Genomic DNA, 23,183 nt, shown 5'->3' on the forward strand with positions numbered 1-23,183 from the left:
ATAGTAGGGGAAAGCGCGCTTTCAAATAAGGTGAGCTAATTCAAATTGCGCTGTGTTTTGGAACAATCGTTTACCTCATTCTAAAAAAGAGCGACAATGCGCAGCGCAAGTCAAAAGAAGTACAGATCGAACCATGAGTCACCATTATCAAGACCTCATCACCATTTTTAATCAGACCTTTTCTGAGTCATTCAATACCCAATTGGAGTTGGGTGGCGATGAGCCAATTTATTTACCTGCGGATACCACAGTTCCTTATCATCGGATTATTTTTGCTCGTGGTTTTTATGCCTCTGCATTACACGAAATAGCCCATTGGTGCGTGGCTGGGCCAGAGCGCCGACTCCTTGAAGACTTTGGTTATTGGTATGAACCCGATGGAAGAACGGCTGAGGTGCAAGCTGAGTTTGAAAAAGTTGAAATTCGCCCACAAGCGTACGAATGGATTTTGGCACTCAGCGCAGGCTTTCCTTTTAATGTAAGTTGTGACAACCTACACGGCGATTTCGAGCCTGACCGTTTGGGCTTTATGCAGAAAGTGCATCAGGAAGTTATATCGATATTTGAGACGGGGTTCCCCCCTCGTGTGCAGATGCTTTCCGATGCATTGCGGAATTTTTATCAAGTAAAGCCCTTAGAAGTAGGCGATTTCATCGTTAAGTAACCACGAGATTATCCATGATTATTGAATTTGAAGAAAAACTGTTGGAACTGATTGATGCACGTATTGAAACGGCATCAGAAGATGAACTGTTTGCAGGTGGTTATTTGCGTGGCCATATTTCGCTCTCTGCTGCGTCTTGCGAAGACGATGGCGTAAACGATGTGACGGAACTGAAATCGCGCATTGAGCAGAGTTTAGAGAATGCTCGCTCAGAACTTGCACCAGCAGATCGCATCATCGTCAGCGACTTGTGGCAAGAGCTCCAAGCGCAAGCTTAACCTTTGTTTCAATAAAAACGCCTCGTCAATACAACGAGGCGTTTTTGTTTGTGTGCATCTTCTACTTACAGCTCGGTAATGGCTTTGCCTTTGCGCAGTTTCCTTACCCACATGCGGCTTGGGTGTAACTCTTCAAGCACGTCAACAGGCAAAGGCAGTGGATCGTTACAGATTTGCGAGGCGAGCAGCTCCGCCATCAGTGGTGCAGAGCTCAAGCCCCGAGAGCCAAGGCCTAGGAGGCAGAATAAGTTCGGAAACTGAGAAATTACCGCTATATCTTCTGCTTGAGTGTGCGGCAAATCGGCGTATTGACGCTTAATAGCCGAGAAGTCGCCGACATTGCCAACAAACGGCAGATGATCTCGGCTTACACAGCGGATCCCTTGGCGAGATAAATTGCTAGAGGTATCCACTTCTTTTGCCCACGCTTGGTTTGGGACACATTGCGTCAGTTTCTCGGCATTCTCTTGTTGCGCATTGGCATCAAACTCAGTATCCAAATGGCGGCGATCGTAACTCGCGCCAATGCAAAGATGTTGATTGTTTGGGTTGACGGGAGTCATGTAGCCGTCGTAACACAGCACACTTTTTAGCTTAGAGAGCGTCTCAGTAGCTGGGGCATGGCTGACTTGACCTTTGACTTGGCCAAGCGGAATGTCAGCGGTTTGGCTGAAGGTTTGAAACTCATGACCATTGGCAATAACCACAGCGCTGTGAGTATCGTGTTGGCCCTGAGTATGGACTTGCCATAGCTGTGACCTTTCGTCCCAGATGAGTTGTTCAACACTCTGCTCAAATTTGGCCGTGAAGTTGTCGCGGGTGCCCAATTGCGCAAATTGGGCTTGGGTTAGCTCTGCTGGGCATAGCCAGCCGCCAAGTGGATAGTGAACCGATGCCATGTCGATCGGCAAACCAATTTTTGCTGCGGTTTCTTCTACGGAGAGTTTTTGAATCAACTCGGGCGCAAAGTTCCCAGCGAGCATCTTGTCCAACTTGTTGGTTGATTTTTCATCCCACATCAACTGGGTCACGCCACACCAGTCATGATCGAAGGTGAGCGCTTGTGCAGCTTGCTCTACAAACTGGCGAGCAAACAAAAACGCGGGGGCAAATACGCGCGAAACGCCATCATGATTGCCATTGAGCAAAGGGTATACTGCGCCTTGTCGGTTACCCGATGCGCCTTCTGCAGCTTGGGCGTGTTTACAATAGAGGGTCACTTTTTGCCCACGTTGAACCAAGGCTTTTGCGAGGGCTGCGCTAGCAATCCCTCCGCCAATGATGGCAATAGAGTCGAGATGAGATGCAGAGGTGCGATTGAAGTATGGCGCGTGGCGACTTTGTTGTTGTCTTGTTTCCATGCAGCCTGCGATCATTTCTCGCTTGGTGCCAAAGCCTTTGACTTTTTTCATGGCAAAGCCCGCTTCAATCAAGCCTCGTCTTACAAAACCCGCAGAGGTAAACGTCGCCACACGACACTCAGCTCTCGCCAGTTTCGCCATACCATTGAAAAGATCCTGATTCCACATTTCCGGATTTTTACTTGGGGCAAACCCATCGAGGAACCAAGTATCGATAATGCCTTCTTCACCGTAAGGCACCGAGGGTAGGCAGTCTTTAATATCGCCAAGCCACAGATCAAGCGTGACGGCGCCATTGTCCAGCACAATGCGATGACATTCTGGGACGGCAGGTGGATAATGACGATGAAGTTTTTCCGCGAGTTCCGCCAACTCAGGCCAAGCTTGATGCGCTTTGATCAAATCTTGTTTGCTAAGGGGAAACTTTTCAAAGCTGACAAAATGTAACTCTTTGAGTGCTGCATCAGGGTTTGCACGGCGAAAGTCATTGAACGCCTGCCAAACCGCGAGGAAATTCAATCCTGTGCCAAAACCCGTTTCGCCAATCACAAAACGACGGCGGTCAAATTCTTGCCATCTTTCAGGAATAAGATTTTGTTTAAGAAACACATAGCGCGTTTCTTCTAGGCCGTTCACATTGGAGAAGTAAACGTCATCAAATTGGTCAGAAACCGGTGTGCCGACTTCATTCCAGCCGAGTTCTGCATGGGTAATGGATGTCATAGTAGGATGTAAATCTGTGATGTAGCGCGGTTAGAATAGAGCGATTGTACGAATTTCTGGGAAAGCTGACCACTTTTGTTATGCTTCTTAGTTATTATCTAGCGGATTTTGAATTATAGGAATGTCACATGAAACGAGTCGTAATCACCGGTATGGGTATTGTTTCAAGTATCGGTAACAACGTCGAAGAAGTGCTTGCTTCTCTAAAAGCAGGTAAATCAGGTATCACTTCGTCTGAGCAATTCAAAGAGAAAGGCCTGCGTTCTCAGGTGTGGGGCGATCTGAAAATTACTCCTGCCGATCATATCGATCGCAAACAAATGCGCTTTATGGGCGATGCGGCTGCGTATGCATACCTATCGATGGAACAGGCAATCGCGGATGCGGGCCTGACAGAAGATCAAGTTTCAAACGACCGTACAGGTATCGTTGCGGGTTCTGGTGGTGCGTCATCACTAAACCAAGCGGCGGCAGTCGACACGCTGCGTGAAAAAGGCGTGAAGCGTATCGGTCCTTACATGGTGCCTCGTACCATGTCATCAACCGTTTCTGCGTGTTTGGCAACACCATTTAAAATTCGCGGTGTGAACTACACCATGAGTTCAGCGTGTGCGACTTCAGCACACTGTATTGGTCACGCAGCGGAACTTATTCAACTTGGCAAACAAGATATCGTGTTTGCCGGTGGTGGTGAAGAGCTCGATTGGACATTAACCATGATGTTCGATGCGATGGGCGCACTATCAACCAAATACAATGAGACGCCAGAAAAAGCGTCTCGTACTTACGATGCAGACCGTGATGGTTTTGTTATCTCTGGCGGCGGCGGCATGCTGGTGATCGAAGAGCTTGAGCACGCTTTAGCGCGTGGCGCGAAAATCTACGGTGAGATCGTCGGCTATGGTGCGACATCGGATGGCTACGACATGGTGGCACCATCAGGTGAAGGCGCTGTGCGTTGTATGAAGATGGCGATGCAAGACGTAGAGAAAATCGACTACATCAACACGCATGGTACTTCAACGCCAGTAGGCGATGTGAAAGAATTGGGTGCGATTCAAGAAGTCTTCGCGGGTAACAGCCCGGCCATTTCAGCAACCAAAGCGATGACAGGTCACGCATTGGGTGCAGCTGGTGTTCACGAAGCAATTTACTCAACGCTGATGCTACACCACAACTTTATTGCGCCAAGCATCAATATCGAAAACCTAGACGCTGCGGCTGAAGGCCTTGATATTGTGACTGAAATGCGTGAAGCAGAATTGAATACAGTGATGTCGAACAGCTTTGGTTTCGGTGGTACCAATGCAACTTTGGTGATTAAAAAATACCAAGGTTAATGGCAAAGCTCAGCGTGTTGCATCGCAGCACGGTCACCAGTTTCCAGAGCTTGATCAGTACCACTGATCGAACAGACGCAGACTCTGTCCCATGGAGAGCGGGACGGGATCCTTTTGTTCTGGAATTTTACCCGGTCTTGTACCGGGTTTTTTCTTTTTGTTTGTCGGTGAATGTGTTGAGATTTTTATGAAAAAGGGCACAATCACTGCAACTTTCCAATATGGATCTGGGATTTGCCGCAATGAAAATTCTTGTTGATGAAAACATGCCTTACGCCGAGACGCTATTTAGCCAGCTTGGTGAAGTGATTTTGAAGCCAGGCCGCAGTTTGAAGGCTGACGACTTGGTGGATATTGATGCACTGATGATTCGTTCAGTGACGAAAGTGAACGCTGAATTGATCAGCAAAGCCAACAAACTGAAGTTTGTTGGTACCGCGACAGCGGGTATGGATCATGTTGACCAAGCGCTATTGAAAGAAAAGGGCATTTACTTTACTGCGGCTCCAGGTTGCAACAAAGTGGGTGTCGCTGAGTATGTCTTTAGTGTCATGATGGTACTGGCGCAGCAGCAAGGTTTTTCGGTTTTTGAACAAACCGTTGGCATTATTGGTGCTGGGCAAGTTGGCAGTTACTTACAGCAATGTTTGGAAGGCATCGGTATTAAAGTGCTGATCAATGACCCTTTTAAGCAAGAAGAAGGGGACGAGCGTGAGTTCACCTCGCTTGATCGTTTGTTGCAAGAAGCGGATGTTATCACCTTACACACGCCAATCACACGCGACGGTCAATATCCGACACATCACCTGATCAACGAAGACATTCTAAACTCATTGCGTGCGGATCAAATTTTGATTAACGCTGCTCGTGGTCCTGTGGTCGATAATCAAGCGCTTAAGCGACGTCTGCAACAAGCTGACGGCTTTACGGCGGCACTTGATGTGTTTGAATTTGAGCCAGAGGTTGATATGGAGCTACTGCCTCTGTTAGCATTCGCCACCCCTCACGTAGCTGGTTACGGTCTTGAGGGGAAAGCTCGCGGAACCACAATGATCTTCAATAGTTATTGTGAGTTTATCGGTAATGAACTTCGTGCGCATGCCAGCGACCTCTTGCCAACTGCGCCCGTGCCAAAAGTGGTACTGGATCGCAAGTGGGATGAAGCAACGCTCCATACCCTGACGCAATTGGTCTACGATGTGCGTAGAGATGACGCACAATTCCGACGTGAAATCGGTGCGCCAGGTGCATTTGACCTAATGCGCAAAGAGTATTGGGATCGTCGTGAATACAGTGCAGTCACGCTAGTGGGAAGCGCGCAATGTCGTCTAAAACCACTAGCAAAACTAGGTTTTCAAGTTGAGGTAAGTCAATGAGCCAACAATACAATGTTGCCATTTTAGGGGCGACCGGAGCGGTCGGTGAAACCATTCTTGAAGTGCTTCAAGAGCGCAAATTTCCTGTCGGTGAGTTGTACTTGCTAGCCAGTGAGCGCAGTGAAGGTAAGACTTACCGTTTCAACGGTAAAACAATTTACGTGCAAAATGTCGAAGAGTTTGACTGGTCGCACGCGCACATCGGTCTGTTCTCTGCTGGCGGTGATCTTTCTGCGAAATGGGCGCCTATCGCAGCAGAGACAGGCGTGGTCGTGATCGACAACACATCACATTTCCGTTATGAGTACGATATTCCATTGGTGGTTCCAGAGGTTAACCCAGAAGCCATTGCTGAATTCCGTAACCGCAACATCATTGCCAATCCTAACTGTTCAACCATCCAGATGCTGGTGGCACTAAAACCAATTTACGATGCCGTGGGTATTGAGCGCATTAACGTTTGTACTTATCAGTCGGTGTCTGGTGCGGGCAAAGCAGGTATTGATGAGCTAGCGGGACAAACCGCGAAACTCTTAAACGGCATTCCGGCGGAAAACAAACAGTTTGCTCAGCAAATTGCATTTAACTGTATTCCACAAATCGACAAATTTATGGATAACGGCTACACCAAAGAAGAGATGAAAATGGTGTGGGAAACGCAGAAAATCTTTAATGATGCGTCGATTACCGTTAACCCTACGTGCGTGCGTGTACCGGTTTTCTATGGTCACGCTGAAGCGGTTCATATCGAAACGGGTTCACCGATTGATGCAGAAGAAGTGGTTCGCCTGCTGGAAGAAACCGAGGGCGTTGAAGTGTTCCATGGCGAAGACTTCCCAACCCAAGTTCGCGATGCGGGTGGCAAAAACCATGTGATGGTAGGTCGCATTCGTAACGACATCAGCCATCATAGTGGCGTGAACTTGTGGGTCGTGGCGGATAACGTGCGTAAAGGTGCCGCAACCAATGCTGTTCAAATCGCAGAAGTGTTGATTCGCGACTACTACTAATCGCAAGAGAATTAGTCAAAGCGTTTAAACTCAAAGCCTCGCCATGTGCGAGGCTTTTTTGTTCGATTGAAGAGCAATTGTGTGAGATTAGTACGAATATCATGTCAGACCCACATTTTTTGGCTTAATTCCTATAGTTTTGCCGTGGTTATCCGATATATTTAACAGATCATGATTTAAATTATAACTAAGCACAGAGCTGAGCCTTCTATGCGTCAAATTTTTAAGCGCCTGTTAGCCCCTTTACTGCTAATGACTGCGCTACCGACATCAGTTTCACAAGCGGACGGCATTCGATTAGTCGGTCCTACTGGTGAAGTGCAATCATCGCCAAGTTTTTCAGAACAAGTTGAGCGTGCCAACTCGCCACTGCCTGTTTCCGACGAACCCTCTCGTTTCTATGGCCCAACAAGTGCAAACGAAACCTTGTGGTCAATCGCCAGTAAATTACGCCCCGCAAATAACGTCTCGGTACAACAAACTCTCTTAGCCATTTACCGATTAAACCCGCAGGCGTTTGAAAACCAAAATATTCACAGCTTAGTGCCAGGTAGTACCTTACGTGTACCGTCGCTCGCACAAGTGCGCAGCGCCTCAACCGAGCAAGCGGTCACGGTGATGAAAGCACATCAGGATAAGCTCAATGCGACTCCTCGTCCTATTGCGCCAACGCCAGTTACTCGCCCAGTCAAAGTGACGCCAGCGACACCAGTCCAAGCAGTGAGCGAAACGGTGAAGGTGGAGCCCCCAGTCGACACCACGCCAGTGAAGGCACCAGAGGTTCCTCAAGTGAAAACGCTTGAGAAACAGCTCGAGATGTCCGAAAGCGAATTAACCGCACTGGAAGAAAAGAACCACAATTTGCGTTTGATGTTGGCGGAAGTTCAGTCCGAAGTGGATGGATTGAAAACCGAGCTGGGTGATGAAAACCGTATTCGTTCTGAAGTCGAGAAGTTACTCGCGGAAGAAAAGGCGAAGCTTGAAGAACAGCAACGCATGCAACCGTCGGCGTTTGATCAGTTCTTATCAAATGGCTGGATGGTGGCTGCCGCTGCCCTGATTCCTGGGGCATTGATCGGCCTTTTGATTGTGATGTTGCTAGGGCGCCGCAAAGAAGCGGAACCAAGCGCAAGTGAAACACAAACTGAAGCGCCATTAACACCACCGCCAATGTCAGATTCGGATCTGGACGATCTGACCGATGATCTCACCCTCGATGATGACCTCTTCAGCGACAGCGATGACAATAGCGAGTTGCTGTTTGATGACTCTATGGGAGAAGACGAAAACGACGTCTTTGGTGATCTTGACGACAGTGATCTCGATTTCAATCTTGAAGGCGAAGATGGTGAAGATCCATTTGCTAGCATCGGTGATGACGGCGATCTGGATACTGACTTCGACGACTTTGACTCATCAAACAACGGCATCAGTGTTAAAGGTTCTGACAAAGCGCTTGGTCTTGAAGAGATGGAGCGTGCGCTGGATGAAGTCAGTCCAGAGCTGGAAATCACTGACGACGAAGAGAGTGACTTTGACCTTTCTGGTGAAAACGTCGGCATGTCAGAAGATGACTTAGCGGAGTTGCTGGCGTCCGATGAACCGACGGAAGACCTAGGTGATTCAGCCCTTGACCAGTCAATGCTTGATGATCTGTTCTCCAACTTGGGTGACGATGATGAAGCCGACGAATTTGATTTAGGTTTAGATGAAGATAGCGCGGCTGCACCAACTGAAAACAAACAGATGTCTGATGCAATGTCTGGAACGATGGCGTCAGATGAAGATATTGATCAGCTGCTGGCTCAGTTTGATGAGCCAGTCATTGATGAATCAGAACTGGACACGCAAAGCAGCCTAGACGAATTAGAGTCGCTATTGGAGTCTGGCGCTGACGACACGCAAGACGACTTATCCACCTCATTGTTAGATGAGATGCTGGAACAGGCTTCAGATGATGAAGTGAGCCTCGATCCTCTTGATGAGCTCGAAGCTCTGGCGGGTCTAAGTGACGATGAGATTGAGGTATCGCCAACAGACACCGAGCTGCTTGATGAGCTACTCGAAGCGGATGAAGAAGAATCACTTGATGACTTTGATCCACTCAGTGAGTTAGAGGAGCTCGCGGCCTTTGGTCAAGATGAAGTTGTGCCTGAGCTGGATGAAAACAGCACCGATTTGCTCGATGAGTTACTTGAAAGTGCGCCAGAGAGTGATGAGTCGCTGGAATGGCCAGAAGAAGAGCTGGTAACGGCAGAGGAAAGCGATCTCTTTGACGAACTGATTGGCTTAGATGAGAGCGACAAAGCTCAAGAGGACGATACCGCAGAGCCGTTCGATTTTGCAGCAGAGCTGGATGCGGCATTAGATTCATCAGAAGATTTTGTTGAACTGTCCGTTTCTGAACCTGCGATTGAAGAGGGGAATGCAGAAGGTGACTTGGTAGACAACACTGCCATTGATGATCTATTGGATGACGTTCTCCCTCTCGAGGAAGCGTCGCCTAAGCAAGATGAACCGGCTGCAGAGGTCGAAGAACTTGTAGAGGCCATCGATAGCCCAATGGCCGGCGATGAATTTGAACCAACAGAATTCAATAGTAGCCATTTTGTTGAAGATTTGGCTAACGTTGCGCCGACGCTTGATCCACTGCTAGATGCATTCCCAGAGGATATTGAAGAAGGCAGCGCCGCTGAAGCGGAACTGGATACTGATCCTCAGCCCTTGCAAGAGTCGCTTGATGATTCATCAGAAGCACTGCTTGAAGAAGCGGCTCCGTCTGAGCCTGTCTTACCTTCAGACCCGCTTGCCGATCTGCCATTGGAAGAGGGGGAAAGTGGTGATGCCGATGACATCGATGATCAAGATGACCAAGATGATGATTGGTTGCAAGCCGCCATTGATGAGGTAGAAAGCCCACTTGATTCAATTGATGAGTATGAGTCTACAACGCAGACGGAAAGCGCAGAGCAAGAACTGCTTTCCGACCATGAGATAGCGACAACGACACCTGAGCTTGATGTTGAGGAATCACTAGAGCCGCAGGAAGAAGACTGGCTACAAAGTGCGATTGATGAAGTTGAATCACCACACATTGACTTAGAGCAGCATGAGGTCGATTCAGATGAGCACTTAGCATCGACTCCTTTGGCTACAGAGGTCACTGAAGAAGCGTTAGATGAGCATCCTGATGACACCATGCTTTCAGAGCTCGATGACACACCAGCTCAAGACGATGAGCTTGTGGATCTTGTTGATGACATCGCAGAGCCTGTTTCAACTGACGCAGAAGCGCTGTTGGCACAGGATATTGAGGATGCTCAAGCACTCGAGGCTCCTTCTGCGGAGATGCCTTTAGAAGAGCCCGTTCTTGAAACACCGACACCAAATGCAGTGCCAAATGAGTTTGGCACTCCTATTGAAGAAGATTGGGCAGAGGCAGAGACTCTTTTTGATGGTCTAGCAACCGACAGCGAACTGCCACAAACACAACAAGAAGAATCGCTAGCAGGATTGGCAGAGGCTGAATCGACGGCGGAACAGGACGACAGTCTTGATGACTTAGAACTGTTGGAGTTCGATGAAGACGATGCTTTGGAAGCCTTAGCTGATGAGTCAGTACAAGAAGCCAATGCGGTTCTCGGTGAAGATGCGATCGGCTTGGATGAGTTAGCGCTCACCGAATTTGGCGAAGATGACGAGTTGTCTGTGCTAGCCGATGAGCCTGGTTTTGCAGAACCTTCTCTTGAGAGTGAGCTTGAAGACATTGATCTTGACGAACTTGATTTCCCTGAGTTTGGCGAAGAAGAAGCGTTAGCATCTCTTGAAGAGGAGCCGATGCTTTCTGAGGTCGAATTGTCTGAGTCGGATTTGGCGACGCCACCAATCGACGAAACTGAGTTACTAGAGCAAGCTGAAAGCGCGGTGACCGATCTCGACGACATTGAGTTTGATGAGAGTGAACTACCAGAATTCGGTGAAGAAGACGCACTGTCTGCAATGGCAGATGAACCATCACTCGCAGACTTTGAATTAGATGAGCCTGTTGAAGAGGGTGAAATCGACCTTGCTGATGAGGTTGACTTTGACGAGCTAGAACTGCCAGAGTTTGGCGAAGACGAAGCACTGGCCGCGATGGCAGACGAGCCTTCTTACGATGCTCCGGTGGTGGAAGAGGACGCGTTTGCAGCTGAAGAGCCAGCCGTTGAATCCGAAACCACAAGTGACGAGTCCACGCTAGATGACGTGCTTGAGCCAAGCGAAGCGGCAACTGACAACGCAAAAAGTGCAGAAGAGCAAGTTCAAGCCGAAACAACGGACGATGGGTTCGACGTTGACGAGCTAGAACTGCCAGAGTTTGGCGAAGACGAAGCACTGGCCGCGATGGCAGACGAGCCTTCTTACGATGCTCCGGTTGTGGAAGAGGACGCGTTTGCAGCTGAAGATCCAGTCGTTGAATCCGAAATCACAAGTGACGAGCCCGCGTTAGATGACGTGCTTGAGCCAAGCGAAGCGGCAACTGACAACGCAAAAAGTGCAGAAGAGCAAGTTCAAGCCGAAACAACGGACGATGCGTTCGACGTTGACGAGCTAGAGCTGCCTGAGTTTGGCGAAGACGAAGCACTGGCCGCGATGGCAGATGAGCCTTCTTACGATGCTCCGGTTGTGGAAGAGGAAGCGTTTGCAACAGAAGAGCCAGTCGTTGAATCCGAAATCACAAGTGACGAGTCCGCGTTAGATGACGTGCTTGAGCCAAGCAAAGCAGCAACAGACAACGCAGAAAGTGCAGAAGAGCAAGCTCAAGTCGAAACAACGGACGATGCGTTCGACTTTGACGAACTAGAGCTGCCTGAGTTTGGCGAAGACGAAGCACTGGCCGCGATGGCAGATGAGCCTTCTTACGATGCTCCGGTTGTGGAAGAGGACGCGTTTGCAACGGAAGAGCTAGCCGTTGAATCCGAAATCACAAGTGAAGAATCCGCGTTAGATGAAGTTCTTGAGCCAAGCAAAGCGGCAACTGACAACGCAGAAAGTGCAGAAGAGCAAGCTCAAGCCGAAACAACGGACGATGCGTTCGACCTTGACGAACTAGAGCTGCCTGAGTTTGGCGAAGATGAGGCGGCAGAAGCGGTTGCCAGTGAGCCAAATATCGAACCTGACGCTGAGCCTGAAGCAGAATCAGATGACTTTGAAATTGATGATATCGAACTGCCAGAATTTGGCGAAGAAGATGCCATTGTTTCGGTTGCAGAGGAGCTCGACGAAGCGCCAATTACCTCCGAGCCAGAAGAGCAGGATTATCATTTTGACTCTTTAGAATTACCATCGATAGAAGAGAGTGGTGAGTTAAATACGGTTAAAAAACCGCATATCAATCCTTCTTCTTATGAAGAACAAGATGCCCTATTTGATGTTTTTGCTCAGGAAGCGGGCTTCAATATCGCAGAAGAAGAGGTACTTCATTCTGAATTTGATGAAGCAGCGATGGCGGATCTGCTTTCGGAAGAGGCTTTGGATGATAACTTCTTCCCAGAATCGCCCGATGATGAAATGGCTGCCAGTGCTGGTATGGACATTGAAGCGATGTTGGAAGTCGGCGGCGATGACTGGAATGGCTTTAAACTACCGGATAACCCATCAGCGGAAGTAACAAGTGATGTACCAGCTGACGAGCGTGAAATCTGGAGCTCAGAAGAAGCCCTCAGACAACCCAATATCGATGAGGAAAACTGGGCCGAACAAGACGACTTTGATCCGAAGAAAAACCAATACATGACGATTGACGAGCTCATGGCTCAAGTGGATGGTGATGAAGTGGAGTTCGAAGAGGAAGATCTCAAACTGGATGTCGGTCTCGATGAATTTCCTGATGTGATTGGGGATATTAGCAACGTGGATGTGGATGAAAACGCAGAAGCGGCGGGTAAGCTTGATTTGGCGAAGATTTACATCGAAATGAACGATGCGGAAGGGGCAATCAAACTGCTCGAAGAAGCGATTGTTTATGGTGATGATGTGGTTCGTCGTGAAGCGAAAAATCTCATTGATATGATTAACGGTCGTTAATTTCATTCTTAAGTCACAGGGGCAGCTTTCGCTGCCCCTTGTTTTATCGCTCGAGGTTTGAGGATTAGAAATTCAAGCCACAACCGTTTATACTTCCCGCCCCAAATTCAAATCGAAGGTTATCATGAGAATTGCATTAGGCATCGAATACAATGGCACTGACTATTTCGGTTGGCAGCGTCAACGTGAAGTCGACAGTGTTCAAGAAAAGCTGGAGAAGGCGTTATCGAAAGTGGCGAACCATCCAGTAGAAGTACAATGTGCAGGTCGCACCGATGCAGGGGTTCACGGTACTGGGCAAGTGGTTCACTTCGATACCAATGTTGAGCGTAAAATGGTTGCTTGGACCATGGGGGCCAATGCGAACTTACCCAAAGATATCGCAGTACGTTGGGCGAAAGAAGTACCAGATGAGTTCCATGCGCGTTTTTCAGCAACCGCACGCCGCTATCGCTATATCATTTTTAACCATGCATTGCGTCCTGGTATTCTGGGCTCAGGGGTAAGCCATTATCATGGCGACCTTGATGAGAAAAAAATGCATGAGGCGGGGCAATATTTGTTGGGGGAGAACGACTTTACTTCGTTCCGCGCAGTTCAATGCCAATCATTAAGCCCGTTTCGTAACATGATGCATTTGAATGTGACACGTCACGGCCACTATGTGGTGATCGACATCAAAGCCAATGCCTTTGTGCACCACATGGTACGCAACATTACGGGCAGTTTAATTATGGTTGGTCGTGGGGAGCAAGATCCAGAGTGGATCAAATGGTTGCTCGAAGCGAAAGATCGTAAGCTCGCCGGTCCGACGGCCAAAGCCGAAGGTTTGTATCTCGTTGATGTGGACTACCCTGAAGAGTTCGATTTACCTCGCGAGTCGATCGGCCCGTTGTTTTTGCCCGATAATTTGAACTAATCGAGAGATTCAGATTCAAAAAAATGAGTAACTTAGCGTGCGACTTTGACTGAAAAAATAGGTACAACCAGTTTTTTATCTACAGTTGTCGTTATATGTGGTTTAATCCACACGCGTAAATTCGAATTTTTGTCTTTCGCTATGGAGCGGAAGCGTAGAGAGAAAAGGTCTTCCATGAGTTGGCTTGAAAAGATTTTAGAAAAAAGCAACATCGTAAGCTCACGTAAAGCGTCTATCCCTGAGGGTGTGTGGACGAAATGTACTTCATGTGAGCAAGTTCTGTATCACGCGGAGCTTGAGCGTAACCTTGAAGTGTGTCCTAAGTGTAATCACCACATGCGCATGAAAGCGCGTCGTCGTCTAGAAACATTTTTGGACGAAGGCAATCGCGTAGAGCTAGGTGGTGAACTTGAACCGCAAGATAAACTGAAGTTTAAAGACTCTAAGCGTTATAAAGAGCGTATCGCAGCAGCGCAGAAGAGCAGCGGTGAGAAAGACGCCCTTGTTGCGATGAAAGGTGAATTGCTAGGCATGCCTATTGTGGCTTGTGCGTTTGAATTCTCATTTATGGGTGGTTCAATGGGTTCTGTTGTCGGCGCGCGTTTCGTACGTGCTGTTGAAGCGGCAATGGAAAACAATTGTGCACTCGTTTGTTTCTCTGCAAGTGGTGGTGCGCGCATGCAAGAAGCTTTGATGTCTCTCATGCAAATGGCGAAAACCAGTGCGGCGTTAGAGCGTCTATCTGCGAAAGGTCTGCCGTTTATCTCTGTGATGACCGACCCAACCATGGGTGGGGTTTCAGCGAGTTTGGCGATGCTTGGTGACATTAATATCGGTGAGCCGAAAGCGCTGATCGGTTTTGCTGGTCGTCGCGTTATCGAGCAAACCGTACGTGAAGATCTGCCTGAAGGCTTCCAGCGCAGTGAGTTCCTACTTGAGCACGGTGCCATCGATATGATCGTTGATCGCCGTGAAATGCGTCAGCGCGTTGGTGGTTTGATCGCCAAGCTGACCAATCACAAGTCGCCTCTCGTTGTTTCTGTGAACGATTCACCAAATGAAGCGGCATATTCTGTACCAGAAGCGAACGAAAAAGGGTAAAGTAGCCTCTAACAAACAACCAAGTCTTTGATGGTTATCGTTAGATGAAACAAAACTCTATTCCACAAGCCACATCCCCTATGGCGGTGTGGCTTGATTATTTAGCCAATATACACACTTCTGCCATTGATCTTGGCCTAGACCGAGTTCAAGCTGTTGCTCTCAAAGCAAACCTCACCAAACCTGCACCCACTGTGATCACTGTTGCTGGCACGAACGGCAAGGGTTCAACATGTGCGTTAATGGAAGCGATCTTACTCGATGCTGGATATTCCGTTGGCGTGTACAGTTCGCCACACTTAATTCGATATAACGAGCGAGTCCGCATTAACGGTCAAGATCTTGCGGATGAAAAGCACTGTGAAGCGTTTGATTTCATTGAGCAACAACGCGGTGATATCAGCTTAAGCTTGTTTGAGTATGGGACGCTGGCGGCATTACGCTTGTTTCAAACGGAAAAGGTCGATGTGGTTCTATTGGAAGTTGGCCTAGGTGGGCGATTGGATGCCACCAACGTGGTGGATCACGATGTCTCAGTGATCACTAGCTTGGCACTGGATCACGTAGACTGGCTTGGAGATGACATTAACGTTATCGGCTTTGAGAAAGCGGGCATTTATCGTAGTGGTAAGCCAGCTATTTGTGGCCAGCCAACGCCTCCGTCAACGGTTGCTGCACATGCAGACGATATCGGCGCAGAGCTTTACCAAGTCGGTATTCAGTTTGACTATCAGCTTTCGGGCGAAGGTTGGCGCTGGCAGCATGGTGCTTTCGCATTGGAAGATTTGCCTCTCCCAGGCTTGCCTTTGCCAAATGCCGCAACTGCGATAATGGCGCTAGGTGCCTCCGATCTTGAACTGAGCGATATCAACATCGTCAACGGACTAAAAAATGCGAAGTTAGCGGGTCGAATGCAGGTGTTGCAGACAGCGCCGTTAGTTCTTTTGGATGTGGCGCATAATCCTCATTCCGCGGAGTATTTAGTGACTCAGTTTCAGTCTCGCTACCATGGTAAAACCATCCATGCGGTGATTGGCATGTTGAAGGATAAAGACATCAAATCGACGCTAGAAGTTTTAGCGCCCGTTACTCGCCATTGGTACCCTGCCTCGCTGACAGGACCAAGAGCCGCGACAGCCGAAGAATTGATTCAATATTTGCCGCAAGGCACACAAAGTTATACCGATCCAGCACACGCTTTTGACCAAGCACTGTCACAAGCACAATCTGATGAGATAGTGTTAGTGGTTGGCTCTTTCCACACCGTGGGTGAAGTGTTGGAGCATTGGCAACAAAACAAAGGTAATTAAATGGCAAGTAAGTTCCAAAGCCGTCTGGTGGGGACCATTATCTTGGTCGCTATCGGCGTGATAGTGCTTCCTGATGTCCTCGATGGCCAGAAGCTTCACTATAAAGAAGAGTTTGCCACCATTCCGATCAAACCGGAATTGAGCAATGAAGTGGAGAGTTTCGAAATTCTTGAGCCCGTAGAAGACGACATCAAGCTACCAGAGTCTCCTGTGGTCGCGACGGTGGGGCAGTCTGCGTCAACGCCAAGTGAAACGCGACAAAGCCAAACAAAACCGAAATCTGTTGAAGTCAAAATCAACGAGGTCGCAGACAAGAATAACTACGAAGATTCAGCATGGATCATTCAGTTAATGGCACTGCGTAATGAAGAGAATGCGCAGAACATGGCGAAGGATTTGCAGAAACGCGGTTATCAAGCGCATACCATCAAAGAAAATGGATTTACTCGAGTTGTAATTGGTCCTGATGTGTCAAAAAGTAAACTTGAAAGACAAGTCGTGGAATTGGAAAAAATTACCGGTTCCAAAGGTCAATTGCTCAAATTTAAACCACTAAACCCATAAGAAAACGTTTGCGTCAGCATTTTTTCTGTTAAAATGCGCGCCAACTTAAGATGAAGAAAACATGAATTGGTTAGATTTTGTCATTTTAGGTGTGATCGGATTTTCAGCTCTGATCAGTTTAGTTCGCGGTTTTGCGAAAGAAGCATTGTCATTGGTGATTTGGTTTGGAGCGTTTTTTATCTCCAGTAACTATTACACCAAACTCGCGGTGTATTTCACCAATATCGAAGACGACATGTTTCGAAACGGAGCCGCAATCGCGGCATTGTTTGTCGCGACCTTGGTAGTTGGTGCAGTGGTCAATTATGTCATTGCTCAACTAGTACAAAAAACAGGGCTTTCAGGCACAGACCGAATTTTGGGTGTGGTGTTTGGCGGTCTACGTGGGGTGTTAATTGTCTCTGCGGTGCTGTTTTTTATGGATGCTTTTACGGCATTCCCAAGTTCGGAGTGGTGGAAGAGTTCGCAACTGGTCCCCGAGTTCAGTCGAATCATTGCCCCATTCTTCGAGCATTTACAAGCAACATCGAGTTTTTTGTCTGGCACTCTCTAGCAGTGCCAGCTACTGTCGCAAATCGAGGATTAGGACATGTGTGGTATTGTTGGAATCGTGGGCACAACCCCTGTAAACCAGTCAATTTATGACGCGTTAACAGTGTTACAGCATCGTGGCCAAGATGCCGCTGGTATTTGCACCATAGAAAGCAATCGTTTTCGTCTGCGTAAAGCAAACGGTCTGGTCAAAGATGTGTTTGAAGCAAAACACATGCAACGTCTTCAAGGAAACGTCGGCATTGGTCATGTACGCTATCCAACGGCGGGTAGTTCCAGCGCTTCCGAAGCGCAGCCTTTTTACGTTAACTCGCCATTTGGCATTAGCTTAGCGCACAACGGCAACTTGACTAACGCGCATGAAGTTCGTCAGAAACTGTTCGAAAAAGATCGCCGCCATGTGAATACCACCTCAGACTCCGAAGTTCTTCTCAACGTGCTTGCTCACGAAATTGATACAGTAAAAGGCAACGTCACTGCTGATGATGTTTTCCGAGCTATCGCCAATGTTCATCGTACTATTCGTGGTGCTTACGCCGTTACAGCGATGATCATCGGTCACGGTATGATTGCCTTTCGTGACCCACATGGTATTCGTCCACTTTGCTTAGGTAAGCGTGAAGAGAACGGACAAACGGAATACATGGTGGCGTCAGAATCAGTAGCGCTGGATGCAGTTGGCTTTGATTTTGTGCGTGACGTCGCACCAGGTGAAGCGATTTACGCGACTTTTGACGGTGAACTCTTTACCAAGCAGTGCGCTGACAATCCAAAACTCAACCCGTGCATTTTTGAGTTCGTTTACTTTGCTCGTCCTGATTCGTTTATCGATAAGATCTCGGTTTACAGTGCACGCGTCGAAATGGGTAAAAAGCTGGGAGAGCGTATTAAAGAAGAGTACGCCGATCTTGATATTGACGTTGTCATTCCCATTCCAGAGACCTCTTGTGATATCGCACTGCAAATTGCTCAAGCGATTGATAAGCCGTACCGCCAAGGGTTTGTTAAAAACCGCTATGTCGGCCGTACTTTTATCATGCCGGGCCAGCAATTGCGTAAAAAATCGGTACGTCGCAAGCTCAATGCCATTCGCTCTGAATTCAAAGATAAGAATGTACTGTTGGTAGACGATTCGATTGTACGCGGCACCACTTCTGAGCAAATTATCGAGATGGCGAGAGACTCGGGTGCGAAGAAAGTGTTTATTGTCTCTGCTGCACCAGAGGTGCGTTTCCCGAATGTTTACGGCATTGATATGCCAAGCGCGACTGAGCTTATTGCGCATGGACGAGATAACGAGACGATCTGTAAGCTGATTGGTGCCGATGCTCTGATTTTCCAAAAACTGGAAGATTTAGTGGATGCGGTGGGCTTAGGTAACCTTGATATTACTAAGTTTGATACTTCGGTGTTTAACGGCGAATACGTGACGGGTGATATTGATCAGCAATACCTCGATTTCCTTGATTCGATGCGTAACGATGATGCAAAGGTTCAGCGTGAGATTCAACAAGATCTGGCTAACCTAGAATTGCATAACGAAGGTGCGTAATCGACACCGGAGTTCAGGGTTAAGATAAGACAAATAAAAACCAGAGCGTTTCTGCTCTGGTTTTTTTGTGCTCGAAATAACCTCTATGGTTACACGCTAAACTGTTAGTGGATGTTATAGGCAATCACGTAGTCGATAAACAAACGCACTTTTTCAGGTAAGTGATCTTTGTGATTGTAGAGCATGTAAATATCGCGCGGGTTTGCGCTCCAGTCAGGCAGAATACGTACTAGGCTGCCATCGGCGATGTACTCTTTTATCATCACATCTGGCATGAGAGTGATGCCTAGCCCTTCTGAACACGCGCTACGTACCACATTCAGTGCATTGGCTTGGAAGCGACCACGATCAACGTTAACCACGGTTTCGCCTTTGCTGTTGATTAATGTCCACTTTAACAGCGGGTGGCCTTTGAGCAGGAAGTGGTCGTGCAGATCTTCAGCATGAGTTGGCATTGGGTGAGCGTTTACGTACTCAGGACTTGCGACCAAAATGTCTTTCACTGAACCAATTTTACGCGCGATAAGGCTTGAATCTCTTTGTGGTCCTACGCGGAAAATGACGTCCCATTCAGTTGGGTCAAGTTGATCCGCATTACTTTCTGTGGTGAGTTCAATGTTGATTTCTGGATACTGGCTCATAAAACCGTTCAACATTGGCATCATCATGCGCTTGGTGAGATTGTAGGGCGTTGAAATCTTGATTTTGCCTGACGCACCACGACATTCATCGGTAATTTCTTCGGCTGTGTTTGTGAGTCTTTGCAGTAAAGGGGAGCATTCATGGAAAAAGCGCTCTCCCGCTTCTGTCAGTGATAATTTACGTGCATGGCGATTGAGAAGGCGTAAGTTAACCGCATCTTCCAAAGCTTGTATGCGTCGGGTGATGGTCGCCACGGGGATCATGGTCTTACGTGAAGTTGCGGTGTAGCTCCCATTTTCAACAACGAGTCTGAACAGGTTGAGATCGTCTAATTTCATATTTCCTGACACATCTATTTACCAAATAGGCCTAATTTAGCGCTAACTTTGCGATGAAAGTTTGCTTCATGTCAACAGGTCGCACGATTTGTGATCAGCATACATCTAGTAGCAAACTCTGATATAAAGTGGAATATTTGTATATATGGCTTTTTACAGCTACGTTTTATTACAGAGCAGAGTGGGTGCAGAGCACAGGAAGTGGCCCGTCTGTGATAAGTAAACTACAAAAATAATAACATTGATAACCACTTTGACTGAGTGTGTGAGGTGAAGCTATGTACAAGACTCACAGTCAAACGGCAATGACCTCGGCAAGGGAAGCGGTACAACCAAAGTTAATACAACTGGTTGATGATGACCCGATCTTTCGCCGAATTACCAGTGCCTATCTCGAAAGTCAGGGATATAAAGTCGTTGAGTCAGAAAACGGTTTGCAAGCCCTTCAGCAGTTACGTGAATGCGATCCTGATATCGTATTATGTGATTTGTCCATGCCCGTGTTAGACGGAATAGAATTTGTCGAGGAGGTCAGTCTCGAGTATCCCTCTTTGCCTTTGATCGTGGTTTCCGCAACAGGAGAGATGTCCGATGTTGCCAAAGCGCTGCGTTTTGGGATTAAAGATTTCTTACCCAAACCAATCGGAGATTATCAACACTTAGCGGAAGCGATTGAAAACACATTGGAAGATTCGATGAATCATATGTCGGATCAACGCGATTTTTCCAGCCAGTGGTTTCGAGTCGATGGCGGCGGAGAGCTGCCCGACGAGCAGGAGCTTCACTGGCATTTAAACTATTTGGAAGATAACCCCAATTCGGCAAGAGACTTACTTCATGCTTTGCTGCCAGAAAAAGATACATCGCAGGGCGATTGGAAGTTTTCCTATAAGTTGCTGCAATCGATCGATATGATGCCGTTAGTGTTTGATTACCGTTGGTTGATGAATGGCCAGTTTGCGTTTTACCTCGTCGATTCGGCTTCGGTAGAGAAGCAAGGTGTCGCCACTGCCTTGTTGATACGCGCTTTGTTTGATGATTACTTACGCAATCTAAAAAGCTTTAGCGCGGATTTGAAGGATATTGTCGAAATCCTAGAGCGGGGCATACGTTATTCGGATTGTGCGTGCCCTGTTAATGCGCTATTTGGCATTGCAGATTTGGTGGATGGAAGTGTTGAAATTTTACCTGCGGGGCTAGACAGTCAGTGGTCAACGGGGTTCATCAATCAGCATATTCCTGCTGGAAACCGTCTAGGTCACAACAGTTTAAAAAACTTCATCACTCGTGATCTTAATATTGGTAGCGGCAGTCAACTGACATTAGGCTGTTTAGGCTCCGCTAGCTTCAGTTTGAATATCATCAAAGGCAGTAAAGTGAGCTGACGATACTTCACGTAATATCGCCGCCATGAGCGGCGATTTTCTTGTCCGCGTGAGGGTGACTTGGCAATAGAGCGGCTTTCCATTTCTCCATTCTTTTGTTTGTTGATTCCTCTATTTTCTCTAGAGGGTGTTGGATTTCTTTCTACAAAATCGCAAATTTATCAATTACCCCTACTTTTGCTCGGTGTTTAGACCGCTGGCTTTGCGGTATATTGGCGGCGAAAACAATAATGAACCATTTTCTTAACCATTGGTTAACTCTTTTGGGGTAGAAAACGTAAAGAAAGTTATCAGCACAAGAGTAGAAGCATCATGGCAGACAAAGATTTTAAAGAGCCCTATAATCTGTTTTATTTTCTTGGTTTTATCGCAGTTCTTTTAATTCCAACTTTACCTGCGACATTAACCTGGATTCGTGTACTAAACGGTTACGCGGGTTTCTAAGCATTAATATCGGGAGTTCACCATCCGTATTCGACGTTTATTTCTCAATATAGTTGGTGGACTCAGTTTATGCCTTGGTATTGCAGGCATTGTCCTTCCTCTGCTCCCAACCACGCCTTTTATCCTGCTAGCGAGCGCCTGTTTTTTACGTTCCAGCCCGCGATTTCATCATTGGTTACACAACCACAAAACCTTTGGTCCGGTACTGAACAATTGGCAACAAAATCGAGCGGTGACGCGTCGCGTTAAACAGCGTGCTATCTTGTTTATTCTGCTCAGCTTCTCTGTTTCTATCTGGATTGCACCACTCATGTGGCTAAAGATTGCACTAATGTTTGGTTTAATCGTTTTGCTTGGCATTTTTGTCCGCCTCCCTGTGAGCGACTCGGTTGCCGCGCGACGGGAAACTGACTAGAATTGGGAAGAAAAGTGAGCCCACTCTTCGAGTGGGCATTTTGTTTTTAGCGTTACAGAGAATGTTCGACGTCAGCCCTGTAACGATGAGTACCAACTGTTCTAAGCCCTCATAATAGCGTGACAAAAAGAGAGGGCGATGAGCCAATCTAAGTAAATCGATATTATGACTACAAACACCATTGCACAGATCCAAGCCAGTATTAAAAGCATCCCAGATTACCCAAAACCAGGTATCCTGTTTCGCGATGTGACCAGCCTTTTAGAAGACGCTCAGGCGTACCAGGCAACCATTCAATTGTTGGTTGATAAGTACAAAGATATGGGGTTCACCAAAGTGGTGGGTACTGAAGCGCGTGGTTTCCTATTTGGTGCACCGCTTGCGTTGCAATTAGGTGTGGGTTTTGTGCCTGTGCGTAAGCCGGGTAAACTGCCTCGCAACACCATCGCACAATCATACGAACTTGAGTACGGTGTTGATACCTTGGAAATCCATACGGATGCGATCGTTGAAGGTGACAAAGTTTTAGTGGTTGACGACTTGCTTGCTACAGGCGGCACCATTGAAGCAACAACCAAACTGATTCGTCAGCTTGGCGGTGTGGTTGAGCATGCAGCGTTTGTTATCAATCTACCTGAAATTGGTGGCGACAAGCGTTTGGAAGGTCTTGGCCTTAACGTTTACAGCATCTGTGAATTCGAAGGACACTAATTAAGTCAATGAGTTATTTAGCTTTAGCGCGAAAATGGCGTCCGCGTCAATTTAAAGAAGTGGTGGGGCAAGGCCATGTGCTGACTGCCCTAGAAAATGCTCTTGAGCACAATCGTCTGCACCATGCTTACTTGTTCAGTGGCACACGAGGTGTGGGTAAAACCTCGATTGGTCGCTTGTTTGCCAAAGCCCTCAACTGCGAAACGGGCATCACCTCTGCGCCTTGTGGACAGTGTGATACTTGCCGAGAGATTGAAGAAGGGCGCTTCGTTGATCTACTGGAGATTGACGCTGCATCGCGTACTAAAGTTGAAGACACTCGTGAACAGTTAGACAACGTTCCAATACTAAACCAGCGTACGCGGTCGTTTCAAGGTTTACTTGATCGACGAAGTGCACATGCTCTCGCGTCACTCATTTAATGCGTTACTC

17 protein-coding genes and 1 pseudogene are annotated in these 23,183 nt (G+C 47.6%); 16 read left to right on the forward strand and 2 right to left on the reverse strand.

The features are described 5' to 3' along the window. Nucleotides 1-133: 133 nt before the first annotated feature. Entirely contained in the window at nucleotides 134-664 is a 531-nt protein-coding gene (locus tag CIK04_RS17450; RefSeq protein ID WP_038968415.1) for an elongation factor P hydroxylase, read from the forward strand. Between the two features lie 14 nt (nucleotides 665-678). After that, the gene (locus tag CIK04_RS17455; protein WP_011150887.1) at nucleotides 679-942 is read left to right on the forward strand and encodes a YfcL family protein; all 264 of its coding nucleotides are present in this window, start codon (nucleotides 679-681) and stop codon (nucleotides 940-942) included. A gap of 65 nt (nucleotides 943-1,007) precedes the next feature. Here the strand turns inward: CIK04_RS17455 and mnmC are convergent, their stop codons facing one another. Then, the gene (mnmC, locus tag CIK04_RS17460) at nucleotides 1,008-3,026 is read right to left on the reverse strand and encodes a bifunctional tRNA (5-methylaminomethyl-2-thiouridine)(34)-methyltransferase MnmD/FAD-dependent 5-carboxymethylaminomethyl-2-thiouridine(34) oxidoreductase MnmC (protein WP_097352802.1); all 2,019 of its coding nucleotides are present in this window, start codon (nucleotides 3,024-3,026) and stop codon (nucleotides 1,008-1,010) included. 128 nt (nucleotides 3,027-3,154) lie between these two features. Here mnmC and fabB point away from each other — a divergent pair, with 128 nt between their 5' ends. The 10 genes from fabB to purF all read left to right on the forward strand — a co-directional run bounded on the left by fabB (nucleotide 3,155) and on the right by purF (nucleotide 18,816). Further along, complete coding sequence (gene fabB / locus CIK04_RS17465; RefSeq protein ID WP_011079885.1) at nucleotides 3,155-4,366, forward strand: beta-ketoacyl-ACP synthase I; 1,212 nt, start codon at nucleotides 3,155-3,157, stop codon at nucleotides 4,364-4,366. A gap of 242 nt (nucleotides 4,367-4,608) precedes the next feature. Further along, nucleotides 4,609-5,742, forward strand: coding sequence for a 4-phosphoerythronate dehydrogenase (locus tag CIK04_RS17475; RefSeq protein WP_026050309.1), 1,134 nt, complete (start codon nucleotides 4,609-4,611; stop codon nucleotides 5,740-5,742). Next, nucleotides 5,739-6,752, forward strand: coding sequence for an aspartate-semialdehyde dehydrogenase (locus tag CIK04_RS17480; protein WP_097352803.1), 1,014 nt, complete (start codon nucleotides 5,739-5,741; stop codon nucleotides 6,750-6,752). Before CIK04_RS17475 ends, CIK04_RS17480 begins: the two co-directional genes overlap by 4 nt. A gap of 210 nt (nucleotides 6,753-6,962) precedes the next feature. After that, nucleotides 6,963-12,818, forward strand: coding sequence for a FimV/HubP family polar landmark protein (locus tag CIK04_RS17485; RefSeq protein ID WP_097352804.1), 5,856 nt, complete (start codon nucleotides 6,963-6,965; stop codon nucleotides 12,816-12,818). Between the two features lie 124 nt (nucleotides 12,819-12,942). Next, nucleotides 12,943-13,737: a tRNA pseudouridine(38-40) synthase TruA gene (truA, locus tag CIK04_RS17490; protein WP_017420562.1), complete on the forward strand. Its 795-nt coding sequence runs from the start codon at nucleotides 12,943-12,945 to the stop codon at nucleotides 13,735-13,737. A 174-nt stretch (nucleotides 13,738-13,911) separates the two neighbouring features. Continuing rightward, on the forward strand, nucleotides 13,912-14,838 hold the full coding sequence (gene accD / locus CIK04_RS17495; RefSeq protein WP_011079890.1) for an acetyl-CoA carboxylase, carboxyltransferase subunit beta: 927 nt from the start codon (nucleotides 13,912-13,914) through the stop codon (nucleotides 14,836-14,838). A 44-nt stretch (nucleotides 14,839-14,882) separates the two neighbouring features. Further along, the gene (gene folC, locus CIK04_RS17500) at nucleotides 14,883-16,148 is read left to right on the forward strand and encodes a bifunctional tetrahydrofolate synthase/dihydrofolate synthase (RefSeq protein WP_097352805.1); all 1,266 of its coding nucleotides are present in this window, start codon (nucleotides 14,883-14,885) and stop codon (nucleotides 16,146-16,148) included. Then, nucleotides 16,149-16,712, forward strand: coding sequence for an SPOR domain-containing protein (locus CIK04_RS17505; protein WP_017790111.1), 564 nt, complete (start codon nucleotides 16,149-16,151; stop codon nucleotides 16,710-16,712). It abuts the gene before it with no gap. Nucleotides 16,713-16,773: 61 nt separating this feature from the next. Further along, complete coding sequence (locus tag CIK04_RS17510; RefSeq protein ID WP_011079893.1) at nucleotides 16,774-17,265, forward strand: CvpA family protein; 492 nt, start codon at nucleotides 16,774-16,776, stop codon at nucleotides 17,263-17,265. A 36-nt stretch (nucleotides 17,266-17,301) separates the two neighbouring features. Beyond that, nucleotides 17,302-18,816 (forward strand): amidophosphoribosyltransferase, encoded by a 1,515-nt coding sequence (gene purF, locus CIK04_RS17515; RefSeq protein WP_011079894.1) that lies wholly within the window; start codon nucleotides 17,302-17,304, stop codon nucleotides 18,814-18,816. A 104-nt stretch (nucleotides 18,817-18,920) separates the two neighbouring features. On the opposite strand, the gene CIK04_RS17520 is transcribed toward purF, so the two are convergent. Further along, a complete protein-coding gene (locus CIK04_RS17520) occupies nucleotides 18,921-19,796 on the reverse strand; it encodes a LysR family transcriptional regulator (protein WP_026130681.1) in 876 nt (291 codons plus the stop codon). 278 nt (nucleotides 19,797-20,074) lie between these two features. On the opposite strand from CIK04_RS17520, the gene CIK04_RS17525 reads away from it, so the two are divergent. From CIK04_RS17525 to CIK04_RS17545, 4 genes and pseudogenes are all read left to right on the forward strand, one after another. Further along, nucleotides 20,075-21,181 carry a response regulator gene (locus tag CIK04_RS17525; RefSeq protein WP_038939842.1) on the forward strand — a complete coding sequence of 369 codons (1,107 nt, stop codon included), beginning with the start codon at nucleotides 20,075-20,077 and terminating at the stop codon, nucleotides 21,179-21,181. Nucleotides 21,182-21,647: 466 nt separating this feature from the next. After that, entirely contained in the window at nucleotides 21,648-22,040 is a 393-nt protein-coding gene (locus CIK04_RS17535; RefSeq protein ID WP_038964679.1) for a YbaN family protein, read from the forward strand. Nucleotides 22,041-22,205: 165 nt separating this feature from the next. Next, on the forward strand, nucleotides 22,206-22,751 hold the full coding sequence (apt, locus tag CIK04_RS17540) for an adenine phosphoribosyltransferase (RefSeq protein ID WP_011079898.1): 546 nt from the start codon (nucleotides 22,206-22,208) through the stop codon (nucleotides 22,749-22,751). Nucleotides 22,752-22,759: 8 nt separating this feature from the next. Then, nucleotides 22,760-23,183: pseudogene (locus CIK04_RS17545) on the forward strand (AAA family ATPase); the annotation flags it as partial.

It is taken from the genome of Vibrio sp. 03_296, from assembly GCF_002265885.1.

Coding starts and splice junctions, on each gene's coding strand:
- CIK04_RS17450 (WP_038968415.1), top strand. CDS start 134: ATGAGTCACCATTATCAAGACCTCATCACCATTTTTAATCAGACCTTT.
- mnmC (WP_097352802.1), bottom strand. CDS start 3,026: ATGACATCCATTACCCATGCAGAACTCGGCTGGAATGAAGTCGGCACA.
- CIK04_RS17520 (WP_026130681.1), bottom strand. CDS start 19,796: ATGAAATTAGACGATCTCAACCTGTTCAGACTCGTTGTTGAAAATGGG.
- accD (WP_011079890.1), top strand. CDS start 13,912: ATGAGTTGGCTTGAAAAGATTTTAGAAAAAAGCAACATCGTAAGCTCA.
- CIK04_RS17505 (WP_017790111.1), top strand. CDS start 16,149: ATGGCAAGTAAGTTCCAAAGCCGTCTGGTGGGGACCATTATCTTGGTC.
- CIK04_RS17525 (WP_038939842.1), top strand. CDS start 20,075: ATGTACAAGACTCACAGTCAAACGGCAATGACCTCGGCAAGGGAAGCG.
- CIK04_RS17480 (WP_097352803.1), top strand. CDS start 5,739: ATGAGCCAACAATACAATGTTGCCATTTTAGGGGCGACCGGAGCGGTC.
- purF (WP_011079894.1), top strand. CDS start 17,302: ATGTGTGGTATTGTTGGAATCGTGGGCACAACCCCTGTAAACCAGTCA.
- CIK04_RS17455 (WP_011150887.1), top strand. CDS start 679: ATGATTATTGAATTTGAAGAAAAACTGTTGGAACTGATTGATGCACGT.
- folC (WP_097352805.1), top strand. CDS start 14,883: ATGAAACAAAACTCTATTCCACAAGCCACATCCCCTATGGCGGTGTGG.
- CIK04_RS17485 (WP_097352804.1), top strand. CDS start 6,963: ATGCGTCAAATTTTTAAGCGCCTGTTAGCCCCTTTACTGCTAATGACT.
- CIK04_RS17510 (WP_011079893.1), top strand. CDS start 16,774: ATGAATTGGTTAGATTTTGTCATTTTAGGTGTGATCGGATTTTCAGCT.
- fabB (WP_011079885.1), top strand. CDS start 3,155: ATGAAACGAGTCGTAATCACCGGTATGGGTATTGTTTCAAGTATCGGT.
- apt (WP_011079898.1), top strand. CDS start 22,206: ATGACTACAAACACCATTGCACAGATCCAAGCCAGTATTAAAAGCATC.
- truA (WP_017420562.1), top strand. CDS start 12,943: ATGAGAATTGCATTAGGCATCGAATACAATGGCACTGACTATTTCGGT.
- CIK04_RS17475 (WP_026050309.1), top strand. CDS start 4,609: ATGAAAATTCTTGTTGATGAAAACATGCCTTACGCCGAGACGCTATTT.